Here is an 18,128-nt window from a genome sequence, read left to right as displayed (position 1 = left end):
CAGTCACTCCATTGAATCCGTTTAACCGCGAGCGGCGGCGATCTTGATCAGCTTGGCGTAGTAGAACCCGTCGTGGCCACCTTCCTGGGCCAGCAACTGGCGACCATGGGGCTGCTTGATGCCGGCCGCCGTGGCGAGGTCCAGTTCACGAGCACCCGGCGTGCGGGCGAGGAAGGCTTCGATGACCTCGGTGTTCTCGGTCGGCAGCGTGGAACAGGTGGCGTACAGCAGGATGCCGCCGACCTCCAATGTGTTCCACATGGCGTCGAGCAACTCGCCCTGCAGCAGCGCCAGCGCGGCGATGTCGTCGGGCTGGCGGGTCAGCTTGATATCGGGGTGACGACGAATCACACCGGTGGCCGAGCATGGCGCGTCCAGCAGGATGCGCTGGAACGGCTTGCCGTCCCACCACGCCTGAGTGTCGCGGCCGTCGGCGGCAATCAGTTCGGCGCTCAGTTTCAGGCGTTCGAGGTTTTCCCGCACCCGCACCAGCCGCTTGGCTTCCAGGTCTACCGCCACGACGCCGGCCAGTTTTGGCTCGGCTTCGAGGATGTGGCAGGTCTTGCCACCGGGGGCGCAGCAGGCGTCGAGCACCCGTTGGCCCGGCGCGAGGTCGAGCAGATCGGCAGCCAGTTGCGCGGCTTCGTCCTGCACGCTGATCCAACCCTCGGCGAAACCCGGCAGGCTGCGCACATCGGCGGCGGCGTCGAGCACGATGCCGTCGCGGCTGTACACGCACGGCGTGGCGGCAATACCCGCCTCAGTCAGCAAACCGAGGTAGGCATCACGGCTGTGATGGCGACGGTTGACTCGCAGGATCATTGGCGGATGCGCATTATTCGCCGCGCAAATGGCTTCCCATTGCTCCGGCCAGAATGCCTTCAGGGATTTTTGCAGCCAGCGCGGGTGAGCGGTGCGCACCACCGGATCACGTTCCAGCTCGGCGAAAATCGTTTCGCTTTCGCGCTGAGCATTACGCAGCACTGCGTTGAGCAACGCCTTGGCCCAAGGCTTTTTCAACTTGTCGGCGCAACCTACGGTTTCACCAATGGCGGCATGGGCCGGGACGCGGGTGTAGAGCAACTGATAAAGCCCGACCAGCAACAGCGCCTCGACATCGGCGTCGGCGGCCTTGAACGGTTTCTGCAGCAGCTTGGCCGCCAGTGCCGACAAGCGTGGCTGCCAGCGCGCGGTGCCGAACGCCAGGTCCTGAGTGAAACCGCGATCACGGTCTTCGACCTTGTCCAGTTGAGTCGGCAGTGAGCTGTTGAGCGAGGCTTTTCCGCTCAGGACGGCAGCGAGTGCCTTGGCGGCGGCCAGACGCGGGTTCATTGAGCGTCCGCCGCTTGACCGAGGACAGTGCCGATGGCGAATTTCTCACGACGGCTGTTGAACAGGTCGCTGAAGTTCAGCGCCTTGCCGCCGGGCAATTGCAGACGGGTCAGGCACAAGGCCTGCTCGCCGCACGCGACGATCAGGCCTTCCTTGCTGGCGCTGAGGACTTCACCCGGGGCACCTTTGCCTTCGGCAAGGTTCGCGGCCAGCACTTTCAGGGCTTCACCGTTCAAGGTGCTGTGGGTGATCGGCCACGGGTTGAAGGCACGCACCAGACGCTCCAGCTCAATCGCCGGGCGACTCCAGTCGATGCGTGCTTCGTCCTTGTTCAATTTGTGCGCATAGGTAGCGAGGCTGTCGTCCTGCACTTCGCCCTTCAACGTTGCGGCGGCGAGGCCGGCAATCGCCTTGACCACGGCCGGCGGGCCCATTTCGGCCAGACGATCGTGCAGGCTGCCGCCGGTGTCTTCGGCGCTGATCGGCGTGGTGACCTTGAGCAGCATCGGCCCGGTGTCGAGGCCGGCCTCCATGCGCATCACGGTCACGCCGCTTTCGGCGTCCCCCGCTTCCACGGCGCGCTGGATCGGCGCCGCGCCACGCCAGCGCGGCAGCAGCGAGGCGTGACTGTTGATGCAACCCAGGCGCGGAATATCCAGCACCACTTGCGGCAGGATCAGGCCGTAGGCGACCACTACCATCAAGTCCGGCTTCAGTGCAGCCAGTTCAGCCTGAGCATCTTCGTTGCGCAGGGTCGGCGGTTGCAACACCGGGATACTGTTCTCTAGAGCAAGCTGCTTGACCGGGCTCGGCATCAGTTTTTGCCCGCGACCGGCCGGACGATCCGGTTGGGTGTAGACCGCGACGATCTCGTAAGGGCTGTCGAGCAGGGCCTTGAGGTGTTCGGCGGCGAATTCGGGGGTGCCGGCAAAGACGATGCGCAGTGGCTCAGTCATGGGTGTTCTCTATTGCAAAGCATCTTGAAAAGAAAAAGGCTTGCCGTGGCAAGCCTTTGAAGGAGGGCATCAAGCGTTTTGGCGATGCTGTTTTTCCAGCTTCTTCTTGATGCGGTCGCGTTTGAGCGTCGACAGGTAATCGACGAACAATTTGCCGTTGAGGTGGTCGCATTCGTGCTGGATGCACACGGCGAGCAAATCTTCGGCGATCAGTTCGTAAGGTTGGCCGTCTCGGTCCAGGGCCTTGACCTTGACCCGTTGCGGGCGATCGACGTTTTCGTAGAAACCCGGCACAGACAGGCAGCCTTCCTGATACTGGCCCATCTCGTCGGTCAGCGGTTCGAACTCGGGGTTGATGAACACTCGCGGTTCGGTGCGGTCTTCGGAGAGGTCCATCACGACGATACGTTTGTGCACGTTGACCTGGGTAGCGGCGAGGCCGATGCCAGGCGCTTCATACATTGTTTCAAACATGTCGTCGACCAACTGACGCACTTCGTCGTCCACTACGGCCACTGGTTTGGCAATAGTGCGCAGACGCGGATCAGGGAATTCGAGGATGTTTAAAATGGCCATAAGCTTGATTAGTGCACGTGTGAAGTAAGGTCGGGTCGATGGTCTGGCGGTCCGAAGATGCAGGCTACCGTTGTAAAACGTAGCTCCCTTCTGTTGACAAGCAAGTTTTGACAAGCAAGCCGGGAGCGAGCCACTGAGGGCTCTGGCGTTTCACGCGAACGTACATAATAAAGGGATTCACCGCATGAGGAAATCACTACTCGCCCTGCTGCTCCTGGCCTCGGCCGGTCTGGCGTACGGGCAAGTGCCACTTCGGGAAGATATTCCCACCATAAAGCTGTCGCCTCAGGTGCGCAGCAGCCCGGTAACCGAGGCTATCCCCAGCATTGCGCTGAAATCGATCAACAGCTTTCTGCTGAGCAACCGCATCGTCGACAAGGCCGAGGATTTCGACAAGGCGCCCTACGTCGTCGCCGGTGATGCCGAACGGGTGCTCAGCGGCGCGGGTGACCGCATCTTTGCCCGCGGCCATTTCGATCCGGCGCAACCGGCGTACGGCATCTTCCGCCAAGGCAAGGTCTACACCGATCCGCAGAGCAAGGAAATACTGGGGATCAACGCCGACGACATCGGCGGCGGTGAGGTCGTGGCCATTGAAGGTGACGTCGCCACCCTGGAATTGCAACGCACGACCCAGGAGGTCCGCCTCGGCGATCGCTTGTTCAGCGGTGAAGAGCACGCGATCAACTCGACCTTCACGCCCAGCGCACCGAGCCACGAAATCAATGGTTTGATCATCGATGTGCCGCGTGGGGTCACGCAGATCGGCGAGTTGGACGTGGTTACGCTGAACAAGGGGCAGCGCGACGGCCTGGCCGAAGGCAATCTGCTGGCGGTGATGAAGACAGGCGAAACGGTGCGGGACCGGATCACCGGTCAGCCGTTGAAAATTCCCGATGAGCGCGCCGGTCTGCTGATGGTTTTCCGTACCTACGACAAACTCAGCTATGGGCTGGTGCTCAGCGCTTCGCGCTCGCTGTCGGTGATGGACAAGGTGCGAAATCCGTAAGAGTGCTTCACAAGTTACCAACAGAGTTATCCACAGCTTATTCCCGTTTGTATGGGTGCTCATAACGATCAAGGATGATCCATGTCGCTGTCTGCCGTTACACCGGTTTCCCCTGCGGAACTGGAAGCTCGTTTACGTCTGCACCGTTTGCCGGAACTCGGTCCGGCGCGTTTCAAGAAGTTGCTCGAAGCCTTCGGCTCGGCATCCAAAGCCCTCAGTGCGCCACCCAGTGCCTGGCGCGCGCTGGGTTTGCCACTGGCCTGTTCAGAGGCCAGGCGTAGCACTGAGATCCGTGATGGCGCCAGTCATGCATTGGCCTGGCTGGAGCATCCGGCCCAGCATTTACTGATGTGGGACCAACCGGACTACCCGGCACTGCTGGCACAAATCAGCGATGCACCGCCGCTGTTATTTGTCGCGGGCGATCCGGGCATTCTGGAAAAACCACAACTGGCGATGGTCGGCAGCCGTCGCGCTTCCCGGCCGGGAATGGATACCGCTGCCGCGTTTTCCCGCAGCCTGGCCGGTGCCGGTTTTGTCATTACCAGCGGCCTGGCCCTGGGCATTGACGCCGCCGCGCACCAGGCCGCGCTCGACGTCGGCGGGCAAACGGTCGGTGTGCTCGGTACGGGGCTCGAAAAGTTTTATCCACAGCGAAATAGACGCCTGGCGGACGCCATGATCGCATCAGGTAGCGCAGTGCTTTCGGAGTTTCCACTGGATGCAGGCCCCAGCGCCGGCAACTTCCCCCGGCGCAATCGGATCATCAGTGGTTTGTCTCTCGGGGTGCTGGTGGTCGAAGCCAGTGTCGCCAGCGGTTCACTGATCACCGCGAGGCTGGCGGCGGAACAGGGGCGCGAGGTGTTTGCGATGCCCGGGTCGATCCATCACCCCGGCGCCCGCGGTTGCCATCAATTGATCCGTGACGGTGCGGTGCTGGTGGAAACCATCGAACATATCCTCGAAGCTTTGCGCGGTTGGCAACGACTGTCGTTATCTACAGAAACCTGCACCCCTGCAACGACTCACCCTCTGTTGAAGTTGTTGCATGCCGCGCCTCACACCAGTGAAGCGCTGGCCGATGCAAGCGGCTGGGCTCTGCCGAAAGTGCTGGTGGCGTTGACAGAACTGGAAATGGATGGCCGCGCCGTGTGCGAAAGCGGGCGCTGGTTTGCGCGGGTGAGCTAGGTTTTATAAACAAGATCGGTAAACTGCGCAGAGCCTTAGTCTGGAGTGTTTTTCATGGTCAACAGTTGGCGTGTGCAACAAGCCGCGCAAGCAATTCGCGCCGGGGCGGTGATTGCCTACCCAACCGAAGCGGTCTGGGGCCTGGGTTGCGACCCGTGGGACGAGGAAGCGGTGGAACGTCTGCTGCTGATCAAGGGCCGGTCTATGGACAAGGGGCTGATTCTGGTCGCCGACAACATCCGTCAGTTCGATTTCCTCTTCGAAGACTTTCCCGAGTTGTGGATGGACCGCATGGCCAGCACCTGGCCGGGTCCGAACACCTGGCTGGTGCCGCACCAGAACCTGCTGCCAGAGTGGATTACCGGCGTGCATGAAACCGTGGCGTTGCGGGTCAGCGATCACCCACTGGTGCGGGACTTGTGCGCGCTGGTCGGGCCACTGGTGTCGACGTCGGCCAACCCGCAGGGGCGCCCGGCGGCACGTACGCGGATTCGCGTCGAACAGTATTTCCGTGGCCAGGTGGATCTGGTGCTGGGTGGCAATCTGGGCGGGCGCAAGAACCCGAGCGTGATTCGCGATCTGGCCACCGGGAGGGTTGTGCGCCCGGACTAAAGCTGGATGAACATGTGGCGAGGGAGCTTGCTCCCGTTCGGGTGCGCAGCGCCCGCAAAAACTGCAGGCGCGTTGTAACTGAAACTACACAGTTGCCGAATGCAGGGCTGCTGCACAGCCCAACGGGAGCAAGCTCCCTCGCCACAGAGGGTTATGGCAACAAAACAACCGAACCGGTCGTGCGCCGCGCCGACAACTCGGTCTGCGCCTTCGCCGCGTCAGCCAGTGGATAACGCTGGCTGATGTCCACGGTCAGCTTGCCGCTGATGATCATCTCGAACAACTCGTCGGCCATGCGTTGCAGGTTCTCGGCGTTGTTCGCATAAGTGCCCAGGGTTGGCCGGGTCACGTACAGCGAGCCTTTCCCCGCCAGGATCCCCAGGTTCACGCCGTCGACCGCGCCGGACGCATTGCCGAAACTCACCACCAGCCCGCGCGGCGCGACGCTGTCGAGTGAAGTCAGCCAGGTGTCCTTGCCAACACCGTCGTACACCACCGGGACTTTTTTGCCGTCGGTCAATTCCAGCACGCGCTGAGCGACATTTTCATGGCTGTAGTCGATGGTCGCCCAGGCGCCGTTGGCCTTGGCCAGCGCGGCTTTCTCCGCCGAGCTGACGGTGCCGATCAGCTTCACGCCCAAGGCCCTGGCCCATTGGCAGGCCAGGGAACCGACCCCACCGGCCGCCGCATGGAACAGGATGGTTTCGCCACCTTTGAGTTCATAAGTCTGACGCAGCAGGTACTGCACGGTCAGGCCCTTGAGCATCACGCCGGCGGCCTGTTCGAAGCTGATGGCGTCCGGCAGTTTCACCAGATTGGCCTCGGGCAAGACGTGAACTTCGCTGTAGGCGCCCAGAGGGCCGCTGCCATAGGCGACGCGATCGCCGATCTTGAAGCGGGTCACGTCGCTGCCCACCGCCTCGACCACGCCTGCACCTTCTGAGCCGACACCCGACGGCAGGGACGGTGGCGGGTACAGGCCGCTGCGGTAATAGGTGTCGATGAAGTTCAGGCCGATGGCCTTGTTGGTCACGCGTACTTCCTTCGGACCTGGCTCGGCAGGCTGGTAATCCACATATTCGAGCACTTCGGGGCCGCCATGGGCGCGGAACTGGATACGCTTTGCCATCAGAACTCTCCATAGGTCGTTTTACCAAGCTCCCTATCGGACTCCTAAGCTTGATCTTCGTCAACTGCGGCGAGGTGACTTGCGATGGTATGCTACGCGCCCATTTGCGCAGGCTGAGCTCCAATGGAGCGCCGCGTTGTTTTGCCCGATTCAAGGTGATGACATGACGACCCGCACCGAGGCCGTAAAAGCCTACCTGCTCGACCTGCAAGACCGTATTTGCGCCGTCCTGGAAGCCGAAGACGGTGGCACGCAATTCGTCGAAGATGCCTGGACCAGGCCGGCGGGCGGTGGCGGTCGCACCCGTGTGATAGAAAACGGCGCGGTGATTGAAAAGGGTGGCGTCAATTTTTCCCATGTCTTCGGCAGCGGTCTTCCACCGTCTGCCAGCGCTCATCGACCGGAACTGGCCGGCCGTGGCTTCGAAGCCCTCGGCGTGTCGTTGGTGATTCACCCGCACAACCCGCACGTGCCGACTTCCCACGCCAACGTGCGCTTTTTCATCGCTGAAAAAGAAGGTGAAGAACCGGTCTGGTGGTTTGGTGGCGGCTTCGACCTGACCCCGTATTACGGCAACGAAGAAGACTGCATCCACTGGCACCGCGTCGCCGAGCAGGCCTGTGCGCCGTTCGGCCCGGACGTCTACCCGCGTTACAAGGCCTGGTGCGACAGCTACTTCCACATCAAGCATCGTCACGAGCCGCGCGGCATCGGCGGGTTGTTTTTCGACGACCTGAACGAGTGGGACTTCGATACCACCTTCGCCTTCATGCGCGCCATCGGTGACGCGTACATCGACGCCTATCTGCCGATCGTGCAGCGCCGCAAGAACGATGCGTTCACCGAAAAACAGCGGGAATTCCAGGAGTTCCGCCGTGGGCGCTATGTCGAGTTCAACCTGGTCTACGACCGCGGCACGCTGTTCGGCCTGCAATCGGGTGGGCGTACCGAGTCGATCCTGATGTCGCTGCCACCGCAAGTGCGCTGGGGCTACGACTGGAAGGCCGAGCCCGGCAGCGAAGAAGCGCGCCTGACCGAGTACTTCCTGCAAGACCGCGATTGGTTGGCCGAAGCCTGAACGAGGAATACTGATGGACCGTTATGTCGTTTTCGGTAACCCGATTGGCCACAGCAAGTCGCCGTTGATCCATCGCCTGTTCGCCGAGCAGACCGCGCAAAAGCTGGACTACAACACGCTACTGGCGCCACTGGACGACTTTTCCACCTGTGCCCGGACGTTTTTCCTCGAAGGACGGGGCGCCAATGTGACGGTGCCGTTCAAGGAAGAAGCCTATCGGCTGGCAAACAGCCTGACGGCGCGGGCGCAAAGGGCCGGAGCGGTGAACACCCTGAGCAAACTGGCCGATGGCAGTCTGCTGGGCGACAATACCGACGGCGCCGGACTGGTGCGCGACCTGACGGTCAATGCCGGGTTCAGCCTCAAGGGCAAACGCATCCTGCTGCTCGGTGCCGGCGGCGCGGTGCGCGGTGCTTTGGAGCCGTTGCTGGCCGAGCAACCGGCATCGGTGATCATCGCCAACCGCACGGTGGAAAAGGCCGAGTTGCTGGCGGAACTGTTCTGCGATCTGGGGCCGGTCTCGGCCAGTGGCTACGACTGGTTGCAGGAGTCGGTGGACCTGATCATCAACGCGACCTCCGCGAGCCTGACCGGTGATGTACCGCCGATTGCTGCCAGCCTGATCGAACCGGGCAAAACGGTGTGCTACGACATGATGTACGGCAAGGAGCCGACCTCGTTCTGCCGCTGGGCCAGCGAACATGGGGCGGCGGTGGCGATGGATGGCTTGGGGATGCTGGCCGAGCAAGCGGCGGAAGCGTTTTTCCTGTGGCGCGGCGTGCGTCCGGAGACGGCGCCGGTGTTGGCTGAACTTCGCCGACAGTTGGCCCTTTAAAGTCTTTAATCCTCAAACCGGATCGGGCACTTCTGCGCCCCTTCCAGCTTTCTCAGTTCTTCCACCACCTGCGGTCGGGCCCGACGCAAGGTCAGGCTGCGGTCCTGGCGAAGCAGGCGCCGCGCTTCCTGGTGCAGCATTTCCACCCCGGAATAGTCGATGAAGTTGATCTGCTGCGCCTCGATCACCACGCGCGCGCCGTTCATGCGTTGCAGGCGCACTTGCAGGTAATGGCTGGCGCCGAAAAAGATCGAGCCGCCGACCCGCAGAATGTCTTCCTCGCCATCTCGCACATGCTGCACCCGTGGTTGCGATGTGCGCTTGAGGTAGAAAAAAAGCGAGGCCAACACGCCGGCGTAGATCGCCGTTTGCAGTTCCAGCAGCAAGGTGGCGACGCAGGTCAGCGCCATTACCACGAACTCAGCGCGGCTGACCCGCAACAACGCGCGAATGCCGCGATGGTCCACCAGCCCCCAGGCGATCAACAGAATGCTGCCCGCCATGGCCGGAATCGGGATGTGCGCGATCAGGCTCGCGCCGAAGATCGCAAACAGCGCCACCCACAATGCCGAAAAAATCCCGGCCAGGGGCGAACAGGCACCCGCTTCATAGCTCAGGCCTGAGCGAGTGAAGGAACCGGCTGACAGCGATCCGGAAAAAAACGCACCGACGATGTTCGACAGGCCTTGGGCACGAACTTCCTGATTCGCGTCGAGTATTTGCTGCGAACGTGCGGAGATCGAGCGGGCAATCGACAGGCTGGTCACCAGACCGAGCATTCCGACCGCCACCGCGCTGGGCAGCAGGCGCAGGATCAGATCGAGGTCCAGCGGCAACGGACTGAAAGGAGGTAGCTTGCCGGTAAAGGCGCTGACCAGTTGCACATGGCCGAACATGGATGGCCAGAGCCAAACCAGCAAGCCGCCGAGAACCAGGGTGATCAAGAGCGTCGGCCAGCGTGGCAGCAGCAGCTTGAGGATCACGCCCACCACCACCGTCGCCAGCCCCAGTGCCAGCGAAGGTTTGTCGATGTTGCCGAGATGGCGCAACAAGGTAATGAAATTATCCAGCGCGGTGGCCTGGCTGGGCAAGTCCAGCCCCAGCAGGTTAGGCAATTGACCGATGGCAATGACCACGGCGGCACCCAGGGTGAAGCCGAGTACCACCGAGTGAGAGACGAAATTCACCAGTGCGCCAAAGCGCAGCAACCCCAGCAGCCACTGAAAGAGGCCGGCCAGAAACGTCAGCAACAGGATCAACATGACGTAGTCCTGCGACGCTGGAACGGCCAGAGGACTGACGCTGGCGTACAAGACAATGGAGATGGCCGCCGTAGGACCGCAGATCAGATGCCATGACGAACCCCACAGGCAGGCAATTAGCACCGGAATGATTGCGGCGTACAGGCCGTATTCCGGCGGCAGGCCGGCAATCAGTGCGTAGGCAATGGATTGCGGCAACGCGAGAATTGCGCCGCTGAGGCCAACGATCAGGTCACGACCGACACTGGCGCGGGTTTGCCGGGGTAGCCAGGTGAGGAATGGGAAGAGTGAATGGCGGCTTGGCAGGGCCATGGGGCCTCTCGGGTGGAGTTTTACGGAAGAGTATCAGGCCCAGGCAATCATTGTGGCGAGGGAGCTTGCTCCCGCTGGACCGCGTAGCGGTCCCAAAAGGGTAATCATGATGTGTCTGACTCATCGAGGTAACCGGATTGCGTCTGCTGCGCAGCCGAGCGGGAGCAAGCTCCCTCGCCACAGGTAATCATCAGAGTTTGGCTTTGACCGCCGGCAAAGCATCCTTGCCATCCACGGTCTTCACCCCATCGAGCCATTTATCCAGCACCGCCGGGTTGGACTTGATCCAAGCCTTGGCCGCATCGGCATTGCTGACTTTCCTGTTCACCACCTCGGCCATGATGCTGTTCTCCATGTCCTGGGTGAAGCTCAGGTTGGTCAGCAGTTTGCCGACGTTCGGGCAGGCCTGTGCATAACCTTTGCGGGTCAGGGTATGCACACTGCCGGTGTCACCGAAGTATTTCTCGCCGCCCTTCAGATAGTGCATTCTCAGCTGCACGTTCATCGGGTGCGGGGTCCAGCCGAGGAAGGTCACGAATTTCTGTTTTTTCACCGCGCGGGACACTTCCGCCAGCATGGCCTGCTCGCTGGACTCGACCAGTTTCCACTGGCCCATGTCGAAATCGTTTTTCTTGATGATCTCTTGCAGCGAGATGTTTGCCGGCGCGCCGGAGCCGATGCCGTAGATCTTGTGGTCGAACTTGTCGGCGTATTTGTTCAGGTCGGCAAAGTTATGCACACCCGCGTCCCACACGTAGTCCGGAACGGCGAGGGTGAATTCGGTGCCGTCGAGATTCTTCGCCAGCTGTGTGACATCGCCGTTGGCGACGAACTTGTCATAGAAGCCCTGCTGCGCCGGCATCCAGTTACCCAGGAACACATCGACCTGGCCATCCTTGAGCCCGCCAAAGGTGATCGGCACCGCGAGGGTGTCGACCTTGGCCTTGTAGCCCATGCCGTCCAGCAGAAACCCGGTGATGGCATTGGTCGCGGCAATGTCGCTCCAGCCCGGATCGGCCATTTTCACGGTCTCGCAACTCTGATCGGCAAACGCCGATGCACTACCCAGAGCCAGGAGCCCGACCGTCAGTACTGTGGATAACCTTTGCATGGACTTCCCCTTAACATTATTGGTTTTGGCAGGGTTGTGGATAACGTGCTTTACGCTCCAGATCGTCGAGGTCGATGTGGTTGCGCATGTACTGCTGACTGGCGTCCACCAGCGGCTGGTGATCCCAGCTCTTCAGCTTGCCGAGGGTCAGCGCCTCGGCTACGAAACGCCGGCGCCGCTGGCTGGCGAGCACCTGCTGATGAATTGCCGGAATGTTCCATTTGGCCCGAGCTTCGGTGAGAAAATCGTCGAACAGCTGGCGATGTTGCGGCGATTGGCTGAGTTCTTCCAGTTCACGAGGGTCATTCTTTACGTCGAAGAGCAGGCAAGGGTCGTCTTCGCTGTAGATGAATTTGTAGGCACCGCGGCGGATCATCATCAACGGGCTGACGGTGCCTTCGGCCATGTATTCGCCGAATACCTCGTCGTGACCGCCCTGCCCTTGCAGGTGAGGGACCAGCGAGCGGCCGTCCAGCGGCAAGCCGGGCTCCAGCGAGCCGCCGGCCAATTCAACAAACGTTGGTAACAGGTCCGCCGTGGAAACACTGGCGCTGACCCGGCCGGCGCCGAATTGCCCCGGTGCGCTGATCAGCAGTGGCACCCGTGCGGCCATTTCATACCAGTGCATTTTGTACCAGAGGCCGCGCTCGCCGAGCATGTCACCGTGGTCACCGGAAAACACGATGATGGTGTCATCGATCAGCCCGGTATCCTCTAGGGTTTGCAGGAGTTTGCCGACGTTGCTATCGATATAGCTGCACGCGCCGAAATAGGCGCGGCGGGCATCGCGGATCTTATCCACAGGCAGTGGCTTGTCCCACAAGTCGTAGACCTTGAGCAGACGTTGCGAGTGCGGATCGAGGTTCTGCGGGTCCGGGGTTGCAGGCAGCGGGATATCGGCATCGTCGTACAAATCCCAGAAAGCCTTGGGAATTGTGTACGGGTCGTGTGGGTGAGTCATGGAAACGGTCAGGCAGAACGGCTGGTCGCCATCCTCGCGGATATGGTCGAACAGGTACTGCTGGGCCTTGAACACCACCTCTTCGTCGAAATCCAGTTGATTGGTGCGCACGCACGGGCCGGCTTGCAGCACCGACGACATGTTGTGATACCAGGTCGGGCGCACGTCCGGTTCATCCCAGTTCACAGCCCAGCCGTAGTCGGCCGGGTAGATGTCGCTGGTCAGGCGTTCTTCGTAGCCATGCAGCTGGTCTGGCCCACAGAAATGCATCTTGCCCGACAGGGCAGTGCGGTATCCGAGGCGGCGCAGGTAGTGGGCGTAGGTCGGTACGTCGGCGGGGAAATCGGCTGCGTTGTCGTAGGCGCCGATCTTGCTCGGCAACTGGCCACTGACCAGGGTGAAACGCGACGGCGCGCACAGGGGGCTGTTGCAATAAGCCGAGTCGAACACCACGCCTTGTGCGGCGAGGCGGCTGAGATGAGGCAGTTTGATGGGCGAAGGGCCGTAGAACGGCAACATTGGCGCGGCCATTTGATCGGCCATGATGAAAAGAATGTTCTTGCGCTTCATGTGATCGCGGCATTCCATAGTGGATGTTTATGCGAGAGTGCTGGCTTCGAGAATGAAACCCTCGCACCTTGCGGTAAAGCCCGCGCGCGGCAATGACTAGGATAAGCACAGCTTATGTATGACGCCCTTGGTGACCTGTCACTGGATCTGCTTCGTGCCTTCGAAGCGGCGGCCCGTCAGCGCAGTTTTACCGCCGCGGCGGTTGAGTTGGGCACCACGCAACCGGCCATCAGCCAGCAGATAAAGCGCCTGGAAGAGCAACTGGCGACACGCCTGTTCGACCGTATTTATCGCGGTATCGAGTTGACCGAGGCCGGGCAGATACTTTTTGAGCAGGTTCAGCTCGGTTTGCAGAATATCGACGCAGGATTGAGCGCAATCAGCGCACAGCAACAGCATGAAGTGCTGCAGGTGGCCACGGATTTTGCCTTCGCCGCCTATTGGCTGATGCCGCGTTTGCACCGCTTTCACGCGGCCAATCCGCAGGTGGATGTCAGCCTGGTCACCAGTGAACGCAGCCATAACATGCTACGTACCGATATCGATGTGGCGGTGCTGTTCGGCGATGGCCGCTTCAAGCAGGGTGAAAGCCACTGGCTGTTCAGCGAGGAAGTGTTTCCGGTGTGCAGCCCGCAGTTGTTGAGCGAACGCACTCTGCCCTTGCCGGCCCAGGCATTGCTGGAGTTTCCGTTGCTGCACCTGCGTGGGGAGCACAGCAGTAATTGGTTCGACTGGAGTGGTGTGTTCCGCGAGCTGGGCATCACTTCTCCCCCGGCGCCCGGGCAGTTGCGCTTCGACAATTACACTTTGTTGATTCAGGCCGCGATTGGCGGCCAGGGCGTGGCCATCGGCTGGCGCCACCTTGTGGATAACTTGCTGGCGCAAGGGCTGTTGTGTCGACCGATCGGTGAAACGGTGATGTCGAGGCTGGGTTACTACGTGGTGTTGCCCCAGCGCAAAAGACGTAGAGCATTGATCCAGCAGTTTGTGGATTGGTTGATGGCCGAACAGGCCAGTAGTGCGCAATCGCTCAACGGCCTGACGCTGCCGTCCATTGCGGTTTAGCTGTCGGTGGCGATGAAGTTGACGTGCTCTCGGATGTGCAGGTTCAAGTGCAATTCATCGGCAATGCCCACGGCGGTGCGGGCCAGGCGTCCGAGCGGTTCGGACAACCCCGGCTCGAGGTTGCCGCCGGGTTTGGCGAAATGTTCGATGGTCAGCCCAGGTACCCCGCGCGGCTCGTTAACCAGCGTCCACTTCAATGGACTGCTCTGCAGTGCCTCGCGGATTTCCTCGGCGGCGTGACGTTGCAAGCTGTCCTCGGATTCCGGTTCGTCCAGCACGTCGAAATCACCCACCAGAAACAATCGGGCGATGTTTGCTGCCTGCATGCCATCGATTAGCGCATCCACTGCCAGTACCTGCTCGACCGGGCCCGGCACGATGTTTTTTTCTACGTGTTCGCTGTTGAAGGGTAAGCCTGGAGCGTCCAGTAAGCAGATGACCACGGAACTGCCGGCCACACTCTGCTTGACCCGTTGCGCATCGAACAGGTCGCCAGTCTTGGTGCGCAGCCCCGGGCGGGGTGCCAGCGCATTGAGGTCATCGAGAATTGCGATCACTTCATGCTGGCGTCGCAGCATTTCAGCCATCAGCGCACTGCCCAGGCTACTCATGGCACCATAAAGCACCACTTTCACGACGGGGGTTTCGGCATTTTTCATGGCTGGGCTTCCTGTTTTCCAGCGCCTATATGATGTTTGACCCGCAGGAACCGGCGAGGGTTCGAACAGTTTTCAGAGGGGTTCAGATGCAGCAGATCACGGGTTACCACGCCCACGTTTATTTCGATGCCAGCACGATCGGGCAGGCGCGGGCCTTGTGTGAGCAGGCAGCGCGTTTGTTTCCACTGAAAATGGGTCGCGTGCACGAGCGGCCGGTCGGTCCGCACCCGGACTGGAGCTGCCAGTTGGCGTTCGAGCCACAGGTGTTGGGCGACGTGCTGCCGTGGCTGGCGCTCAACCGCAAGGGTCTGGTGGTGTTTCTGCACCCGGACACCGGCGACGATTTGCTTGACCACACCGAGCATGCGATCTGGATGGGCGCTATTCGGCCGTTGGACCTGTCTGTTTTTTGATCAGAGTGTTTCTTCGGCCTCGCTAGGCAAATGTTCGTCCAGGTGCAGCCACGGCAAGCGGCTGTCGGTCCAGATGTGCCGCTCGGCCGGTGCTTGCTCGGGATGGTCGAGGGTGGCGATGGTCAAGTCGATGCTTTCCGGGCTCAGGTGCGTCACCAGCGCCAGTTGCGCCCCACAGTGGCCGCAGAAATATCGTGCGCAGGTGGATGAAGAATCGTACCGCGACGGCGTCCCGGCCAGCCATTGAAAGGCCGATGCCGGCACGGTGATCCAGGTGGTCACGATGCCGCCGCTGACCCGTCGGCAAATCGAACAATGGCAGTGGGCGATATCGTGCAGCGGCCCGCTGAATTGATAGCGCAGTTGCCCGCAGTGGCAGCCGCCGGTGTGAAGTTTGACCATGCTTCGACCTCCCGCCCTGTGTTCAGGGACTTGAAACCCAATCCGACGACCGGTTGTACTTCCGGTCAACGCTTTCATCGGCGAAAGCTGGCTGAAAGCTTCCCCGATTAGGATCGCCGCCACTACCGGCAAAAGACCGGTTGGCCAATGCCAGCGTTTTATCGCTCGCACAGCCCATTTAACAACAACAATGGTGATTCTGATGTCCTCTTCTATCCGCCGCTTCGCTGCAACTCCGCCCGTACGTCTCGTGCTTCCCGTTCTGCGCTGATCCCGCCCGATCCGCCCATTCCCTAGCCGCGCTACGCCTGGAGTATTCCCATGCTGACTTTCCTTGGCTTCGCCATGGTCATCACGTTCATGTTCCTGATCATGACCAAGCGCCTGTCCGCGCTGATCGCCCTGATCATAATTCCAATCATCTTTGCCCTGTTCGGCGGTTTTTCGCCGAAGATCGGCCCGATGATGCTCGAAGGCATCACCAAGCTTGCGCCGACCGGCGTGATGCTGATGTTCGCTATCTTGTACTTCGCCCTGATGATCGACTCCGGCCTGTTCGACCCGGCCGTGCGCAAGATCCTCAAACTGGTCAAGGGCGACCCGTTGAAAGTTTCGGTCGGCACCGCCGTTCTGGCGCTCGTTGTCTCCTTCGATGGTGACGGCGCGACCACTTACATGATCTGCGTGGCCGCGATGCTGCCGCTCTACAGCCGTATCGGCATGAGCCCGCGGATCATGGCCGGTCTGATCATCCTCGCCGGTGGCGTGATGAACATGACCCCATGGGGCGGCCCGACCGCTCGCGCTGCCAGTGCGTTGCATGTGGACCCGTCCGACATCTTCGTACCGATGATTCCTGCGATGCTGGCCGGTGTGGTGGCGATCCTGGTCATCGCCTACTTCTACGGCAAGCGTGAACGTGCTCGCCTGGGTGAACTGCACCTGGTGGGCGATGAAATCGACCACAGCGAAATCAGCGTTTCGCAGTTCCCGGATGCCCGTCGTCCGAACCTGATCTGGTTCAACGGCGCCCTGACCCTGGCTCTGATGGGCGCCCTGATCGCCGGCCTGCTGCCATTGCCGGTGCTGTTCATGGTGGCGTTCAGTATTGCCATGATCGTCAACTATCCTTGCCTGCAACAGCAGAAGGATCGCGTCGCGGCCCACGCCGGTAGCGTGCTGGCGGTAGTCGGGTTGATCTTTGCGGCCGGTATCTTCACCGGTATCCTGACCGGCACCGGGATGGTCGACGCCATGTCGAAAAGCCTGCTGGCGGTGATTCCGGACTTCCTCGGCCCGTACCTGGCGGTGATCACGGCACTGGTAAGCATGCCGTTCACTTTCTTCATGTCGAACGATGCATTTTATTACGGCGTGTTACCGGTTCTTGCCGAAGCTGCCAGCCATTACGGTATAACCGCGGTGGAAATGGCACGTGCCTCGATCGTCGGTCAGCCCGTCCACCTGTTGAGCCCGCTGGTTCCATCGACCTACCTGTTGGTGGCCCTGGCCGGCATCGATTTCGGTGACCACCAGCGCTTCACCCTGAAGTGGGCAGTGCTGGTTTGTATCTGCATACTGATTGCTGCACTGCTGTTGGGGACTTTCCCGGTGTTCAGCACTCTATAAGCCCAAGACTCACCACTTCGGGTCCAGGCTTCGCTGTTTGAAGCCCGGGCCCGTTGTGGTTTAACAATCGCTCAAAGGAATACACATGGAATGGCTGACCAACCCTGAAATCTGGGTTGCCTTCTTCACCCTGACCGCCCTGGAAATCGTCCTGGGCATCGATAACATCATCATGATTTCGATCCTGGTCAGCCGCATGCCTAAACACATGCAGGCGCGCACCCGGATTTTCGGTCTGGCGCTGGCCATGGTCACGCGAATCCTGCTTCTGCTGTCGATCACCTGGGTCATGCGCCTGACGGCGGACCTGTTCGTGGTATTCGGCCAGGGTATTTCCGGACGCGACCTGATCCTGTTCTTCGGTGGTCTGTTCCTGCTGTGGAAAAGCTCGCAAGAGATGTACCACGCGCTGGAAGGTGAAGATGAAAGCAACGACGAACCTTCAGGCAAGGGCGGCAACTTCCTCTACACCATCGTCCAGATCGCGATCATCGACATCGTGTTCTCCCTGGATTCGGTGATCACGGCAGTCGGCATGGTGTCCCACGTACCGGTCATGGTCGCGGCGATCATCGTGGCGGTACTGGTGATGATGTGGGCATCTGGCACCATCAGTGAGTTCATCGACAAGCACCCATCGCTGAAGATGCTGGCGCTGTCGTTCCTGTTGATTGTCGGTACGGTGCTGATTGCCGAATCCCTGGACGTGCACGTGCCAAAAGGCTACGTCTACTTCGCCATGGCGTTCTCGCTGGCGGTGGAAGCGATCAACATCAGGATGCGCACTGCCATCGCGAAAAAGAAGAAACAGCAGGATCCGGTAAAGCTGCGCAAGGACATTCCGGGCCAGTAACCCGGTAGCGGTAAATACGCAAAACCTGTGGGAGCGAGCTTGCTCGCGATAGCGGTCTGTCAGTCAACACCCATGTTGAACCTGATGGCCTCATCGCGAGCAGGCTCGCTCCCACTTTGTTTCTGGCTGGTTACATGAATCTGTTTTCATGACGGTTTTGTTTCAATCCCTTCTTT

18 protein-coding genes are annotated in these 18,128 nt (G+C 60.7%); 9 read left to right on the top strand and 9 right to left on the bottom strand.

All coding sequences use genetic code 11. The features are described 5' to 3' along the window. Nucleotides 1–21 precede the first annotated feature (21 nt). The 3 genes from rsmB to def all read right to left on the bottom strand — a co-directional run bounded on the left by rsmB (nt 22) and on the right by def (nt 2,864). Nucleotides 22–1,332, bottom strand: coding sequence for a 16S rRNA (cytosine(967)-C(5))-methyltransferase RsmB (gene rsmB / locus KGB07_RS07930; protein ID WP_046042725.1), 1,311 nt, complete (start codon nt 1,330–1,332; stop codon nt 22–24). Next, nucleotides 1,329–2,288 (bottom strand): methionyl-tRNA formyltransferase, encoded by a 960-nt coding sequence (gene fmt / locus KGB07_RS07925; RefSeq protein WP_046042724.1) that lies wholly within the window; start codon nt 2,286–2,288, stop codon nt 1,329–1,331. The genes rsmB and fmt overlap by 4 nt, the downstream gene beginning before the upstream one ends. A gap of 69 nt (nt 2,289–2,357) precedes the next feature. Then, complete coding sequence (gene def / locus KGB07_RS07920; RefSeq protein WP_046042723.1) at nt 2,358–2,864, bottom strand: peptide deformylase; 507 nt, start codon at nt 2,862–2,864, stop codon at nt 2,358–2,360. A gap of 184 nt (nt 2,865–3,048) precedes the next feature. Between def and KGB07_RS07915 the strand changes: the two genes are divergently transcribed. The 3 genes from KGB07_RS07915 (at nt 3,049) to KGB07_RS07905 (ending at nt 5,673) form a co-directional block, all read left to right on the top strand. Beyond that, nucleotides 3,049–3,873 carry a hypothetical protein gene (locus tag KGB07_RS07915; protein WP_046042722.1) on the top strand — a complete coding sequence of 275 codons (825 nt, stop codon included), beginning with the start codon at nt 3,049–3,051 and terminating at the stop codon, nt 3,871–3,873. Between the two features lie 81 nt (nt 3,874–3,954). Next, the gene (dprA, locus tag KGB07_RS07910; protein ID WP_046042721.1) at nt 3,955–5,061 is read left to right on the top strand and encodes a DNA-processing protein DprA; all 1,107 of its coding nucleotides are present in this window, start codon (nt 3,955–3,957) and stop codon (nt 5,059–5,061) included. Between the two features lie 54 nt (nt 5,062–5,115). Beyond that, complete coding sequence (locus KGB07_RS07905; protein WP_046042720.1) at nt 5,116–5,673, top strand: L-threonylcarbamoyladenylate synthase; 558 nt, start codon at nt 5,116–5,118, stop codon at nt 5,671–5,673. A 151-nt stretch (nt 5,674–5,824) separates the two neighbouring features. On the opposite strand, the gene KGB07_RS07900 is transcribed toward KGB07_RS07905, so the two are convergent. Beyond that, entirely contained in the window at nt 5,825–6,802 is a 978-nt protein-coding gene (locus tag KGB07_RS07900; RefSeq protein ID WP_223465162.1) for an NADPH:quinone reductase, read from the bottom strand. Between the two features lie 163 nt (nt 6,803–6,965). Here KGB07_RS07900 and hemF point away from each other — a divergent pair, with 163 nt between their 5' ends. Together hemF and aroE are read left to right on the top strand one after the other, a co-directional pair. After that, nucleotides 6,966–7,880: an oxygen-dependent coproporphyrinogen oxidase gene (gene hemF / locus KGB07_RS07895; RefSeq protein ID WP_046042738.1), complete on the top strand. Its 915-nt coding sequence runs from the start codon at nt 6,966–6,968 to the stop codon at nt 7,878–7,880. Nucleotides 7,881–7,893: 13 nt separating this feature from the next. Beyond that, complete coding sequence (aroE, locus tag KGB07_RS07890) at nt 7,894–8,715, top strand: shikimate dehydrogenase (protein WP_046042719.1); 822 nt, start codon at nt 7,894–7,896, stop codon at nt 8,713–8,715. Nucleotides 8,716–8,720: 5 nt separating this feature from the next. Here the strand turns inward: aroE and KGB07_RS07885 are convergent, their stop codons facing one another. From KGB07_RS07885 to betC, 3 genes are all read right to left on the bottom strand, one after another. Continuing rightward, nucleotides 8,721–10,289, bottom strand: a complete 1,569-nt coding sequence (locus KGB07_RS07885) for a SulP family inorganic anion transporter (RefSeq protein ID WP_223465160.1) — start codon at nt 10,287–10,289, stop codon at nt 8,721–8,723. A 190-nt stretch (nt 10,290–10,479) separates the two neighbouring features. After that, nucleotides 10,480–11,400, bottom strand: a complete 921-nt coding sequence (gene choX, locus KGB07_RS07880; RefSeq protein WP_223465158.1) for a choline ABC transporter substrate-binding protein — start codon at nt 11,398–11,400, stop codon at nt 10,480–10,482. 16 nt (nt 11,401–11,416) lie between these two features. After that, complete coding sequence (gene betC / locus KGB07_RS07875) at nt 11,417–12,931, bottom strand: choline-sulfatase (protein WP_223465149.1); 1,515 nt, start codon at nt 12,929–12,931, stop codon at nt 11,417–11,419. Between the two features lie 114 nt (nt 12,932–13,045). On the opposite strand from betC, the gene KGB07_RS07870 reads away from it, so the two are divergent. Further along, nucleotides 13,046–13,996 (top strand): choline sulfate utilization transcriptional regulator, encoded by a 951-nt coding sequence (locus tag KGB07_RS07870; protein WP_046042714.1) that lies wholly within the window; start codon nt 13,046–13,048, stop codon nt 13,994–13,996. Here KGB07_RS07870 and KGB07_RS07865 read toward each other — a convergent pair. Continuing rightward, nucleotides 13,993–14,655, bottom strand: coding sequence for an NAD(P)-dependent oxidoreductase (locus KGB07_RS07865; RefSeq protein WP_046042713.1), 663 nt, complete (start codon nt 14,653–14,655; stop codon nt 13,993–13,995). The two genes, KGB07_RS07870 and KGB07_RS07865, sit on opposite strands and share 4 nt — an antisense overlap. Nucleotides 14,656–14,741: 86 nt before the next feature. On the opposite strand from KGB07_RS07865, the gene KGB07_RS07860 reads away from it, so the two are divergent. Next, complete coding sequence (locus tag KGB07_RS07860; RefSeq protein WP_223465147.1) at nt 14,742–15,068, top strand: DOPA 4,5-dioxygenase family protein; 327 nt, start codon at nt 14,742–14,744, stop codon at nt 15,066–15,068. Here the strand turns inward: KGB07_RS07860 and KGB07_RS07855 are convergent, their stop codons facing one another. Beyond that, nucleotides 15,069–15,470, bottom strand: coding sequence for a GFA family protein (locus KGB07_RS07855; protein ID WP_223465146.1), 402 nt, complete (start codon nt 15,468–15,470; stop codon nt 15,069–15,071). It abuts the gene before it with no gap. A gap of 321 nt (nt 15,471–15,791) precedes the next feature. Between KGB07_RS07855 and KGB07_RS07850 the strand changes: the two genes are divergently transcribed. Beyond that, nucleotides 15,792–17,099, top strand: a complete 1,308-nt coding sequence (locus tag KGB07_RS07850) for a CitMHS family transporter (protein ID WP_046042710.1) — start codon at nt 15,792–15,794, stop codon at nt 17,097–17,099. A gap of 85 nt (nt 17,100–17,184) precedes the next feature. Then, a complete protein-coding gene (locus tag KGB07_RS07845; protein WP_046042709.1) occupies nt 17,185–17,952 on the top strand; it encodes a TerC family protein in 768 nt (255 codons plus the stop codon). The last annotated feature ends 176 nt before the right edge of the window (nt 17,953–18,128 follow it).

It is taken from the genome of Pseudomonas sp. GL-RE-26 (genome assembly GCF_019956275.1).
In the GTDB taxonomy this organism is placed as follows: domain Bacteria; phylum Pseudomonadota; class Gammaproteobacteria; order Pseudomonadales; family Pseudomonadaceae; genus Aquipseudomonas; species Aquipseudomonas grandcourensis.
The sequence above is the reverse complement of the archived record's forward strand: the minus strand, read 5'-3'. Positions and strand labels throughout refer to the sequence as shown.

Bases quoted from the DNA above. Each gene is read 5' to 3' on its own strand.
- hemF (WP_046042738.1), top strand. From the start codon at position 6,966: ATGACGACCCGCACCGAGGCCGTAAAAGCCTACCTGCTCGACCTGCAA.
- KGB07_RS07865 (WP_046042713.1), bottom strand. From the start codon at position 14,655: ATGAAAAATGCCGAAACCCCCGTCGTGAAAGTGGTGCTTTATGGTGCC.
- KGB07_RS07845 (WP_046042709.1), top strand. From the start codon at position 17,185: ATGGAATGGCTGACCAACCCTGAAATCTGGGTTGCCTTCTTCACCCTG.
- KGB07_RS07870 (WP_046042714.1), top strand. From the start codon at position 13,046: ATGTATGACGCCCTTGGTGACCTGTCACTGGATCTGCTTCGTGCCTTC.
- betC (WP_223465149.1), bottom strand. From the start codon at position 12,931: ATGAAGCGCAAGAACATTCTTTTCATCATGGCCGATCAAATGGCCGCG.
- rsmB (WP_046042725.1), bottom strand. From the start codon at position 1,332: ATGAACCCGCGTCTGGCCGCCGCCAAGGCACTCGCTGCCGTCCTGAGC.
- KGB07_RS07900 (WP_223465162.1), bottom strand. From the start codon at position 6,802: ATGGCAAAGCGTATCCAGTTCCGCGCCCATGGCGGCCCCGAAGTGCTC.
- KGB07_RS07860 (WP_223465147.1), top strand. From the start codon at position 14,742: ATGCAGCAGATCACGGGTTACCACGCCCACGTTTATTTCGATGCCAGC.
- KGB07_RS07855 (WP_223465146.1), bottom strand. From the start codon at position 15,470: ATGGTCAAACTTCACACCGGCGGCTGCCACTGCGGGCAACTGCGCTAT.
- dprA (WP_046042721.1), top strand. From the start codon at position 3,955: ATGTCGCTGTCTGCCGTTACACCGGTTTCCCCTGCGGAACTGGAAGCT.
- KGB07_RS07885 (WP_223465160.1), bottom strand. From the start codon at position 10,289: ATGGCCCTGCCAAGCCGCCATTCACTCTTCCCATTCCTCACCTGGCTA.
- KGB07_RS07850 (WP_046042710.1), top strand. From the start codon at position 15,792: ATGCTGACTTTCCTTGGCTTCGCCATGGTCATCACGTTCATGTTCCTG.
- fmt (WP_046042724.1), bottom strand. From the start codon at position 2,288: ATGACTGAGCCACTGCGCATCGTCTTTGCCGGCACCCCCGAATTCGCC.
- choX (WP_223465158.1), bottom strand. From the start codon at position 11,400: ATGCAAAGGTTATCCACAGTACTGACGGTCGGGCTCCTGGCTCTGGGT.
- aroE (WP_046042719.1), top strand. From the start codon at position 7,894: ATGGACCGTTATGTCGTTTTCGGTAACCCGATTGGCCACAGCAAGTCG.
- KGB07_RS07905 (WP_046042720.1), top strand. From the start codon at position 5,116: ATGGTCAACAGTTGGCGTGTGCAACAAGCCGCGCAAGCAATTCGCGCC.
- def (WP_046042723.1), bottom strand. From the start codon at position 2,864: ATGGCCATTTTAAACATCCTCGAATTCCCTGATCCGCGTCTGCGCACT.
- KGB07_RS07915 (WP_046042722.1), top strand. From the start codon at position 3,049: ATGAGGAAATCACTACTCGCCCTGCTGCTCCTGGCCTCGGCCGGTCTG.